Below are 1,536 nucleotides of genomic sequence, written 5' to 3' on the forward strand. Positions count from 1 at the left end.
TGTCGCTGGCGCTGCTGCCGCTCGAGGATCTGCTCGCGCTGCCCGCGCAGCCGAACCTGCCCGGCCCGCCCGTCGGCCATCCGAACTGGCGGCGGCGCATGCCGCGCACCACCGAAACACTGATCGACGATGCGGCCGGCGCCACGCTGGCCGCCGTCGCACTGGCACGACGCACCGGGGGAACCGGCCGATGAGCAACACCCGCAACGACCCGACGATCGCGGCAAGCAGCCGCCCGCGCGCCACGCTGCGCCTGCAACTGCACGCGGGCTTCACGTTCGACGACGCCGCCGCCTACGTAGGCGATTACGCGAAGCTCGGCATCAGCCACCTGTATCTGTCGCCGATCACGCAGGCGGAGCCGGGCTCGATGCACGGCTACAACACCGTCGACTACGGCCGCGTGAGCGAGGAACTCGGCGGCGAGCACGGCTTCGTGCGGCTGGCCGGCGCGCTGCGCCGGCACGGCCTCGGCATCATCGTCGATTTCGTGCCGAACCACATGGGCGTGGGCGGTTCCTCCAACGGCTGGTGGAACGACGTGCTCGAATGGGGGCCGCGCAGCCGCCACGCGCACCATTTCGACATCGACTGGCAGCCGGCCGACCCGTCGCTGCACGGGCGCGTGCTGCTGCCCTGCCTCGGCCGCCCCTACGGCGAGGCGCTCGCGGCCGGCGAGATTGCATTGCAGTGCGAACCAACCAGCGGCCGCCTGCATATCGTCTGCCCCGGCCGCACGCTGCCCGTCAATCTGGCCGCCTATCCCGACATCCTGCGCGCCGCGCACCGGCCCGAGCTCGACACGCTGGCCGCGCGTTTCGCGCCGCTGGTGGAAGCGCCGCCCGGCGCGCCGCGCATCGGGCTGGCGTTCGAGGCGCTGCGCGAGCATCTGCACGAGCACGGCGCGGCAGCGCTCGACGCTGCGCTGCGCCACTACGCGAGCGACACCGAAGCGGGCCGCGCGCGCCTGCACGCCGTGCTCGAACGGCAGGCGTACCGGCTCGCCTGGTGGCGCACCGCCAACGACGAGATCAACTGGCGGCGCTTCTTCGACATCGACACGCTCGCGGGCGTGCGCGTGGAGGACGAAGCCGTGTTCGAGGACGTGCATGCGCTGCTGTTCCGGCTCGTCGACGCGGGGCTGGTGGACGGCGTGCGCATCGATCACGTGGACGGCCTCGCCGACCCGCGCGGCTACTGCCGCCGCCTGCGCGAACGGCTGGCCGCGCTGCGCAGCCCCGCGCCGTACCTGGTGGTGGAGAAGATCCTCGCGCGCGGCGAAACGCTGGCCACCGACTGGCTGACCGACGGCACCACCGGCTACGACTTCATGAACGACGTGGGCGCGCTGCTGCACGATCCGGCCGGCGAAGCGCCGCTCGCGAAACTGTGGGCCGAGCTGTCGGGCAGCACGGCCGATTTCGCCGACGAGGCGCTCGCCGGCAAGCGCGAGGCCGTGCCGCGCCAGTTGGCCGTCGAGGCCGAGCGCGTGGCCGCGCTGCTGCACGAGATCGCGCGCGGCGACCTGCGCACGCG

At 73.0% G+C, this 1,536-nt stretch carries 2 protein-coding genes; both read left to right on the forward strand.

The window, feature by feature from the left end:
* Positions 1-194 (forward strand): hypothetical protein (locus G3N92_RS33725; RefSeq protein WP_206131826.1); only part of this gene is annotated, 194 nt, incomplete at its 5' end.
* Positions 191-1,536, forward strand: a 1,346-nt coding sequence (locus tag G3N92_RS33730; protein WP_241015198.1) for an alpha-amylase family glycosyl hydrolase, incomplete at its 3' end; no start/stop codon positions are given. The genes G3N92_RS33725 and G3N92_RS33730, both read left to right, overlap by 4 nt.

The organism is Burkholderia sp. Ac-20379 (assembly GCF_017104645.1).
Lineage (GTDB): Bacteria > Pseudomonadota > Gammaproteobacteria > Burkholderiales > Burkholderiaceae > Burkholderia.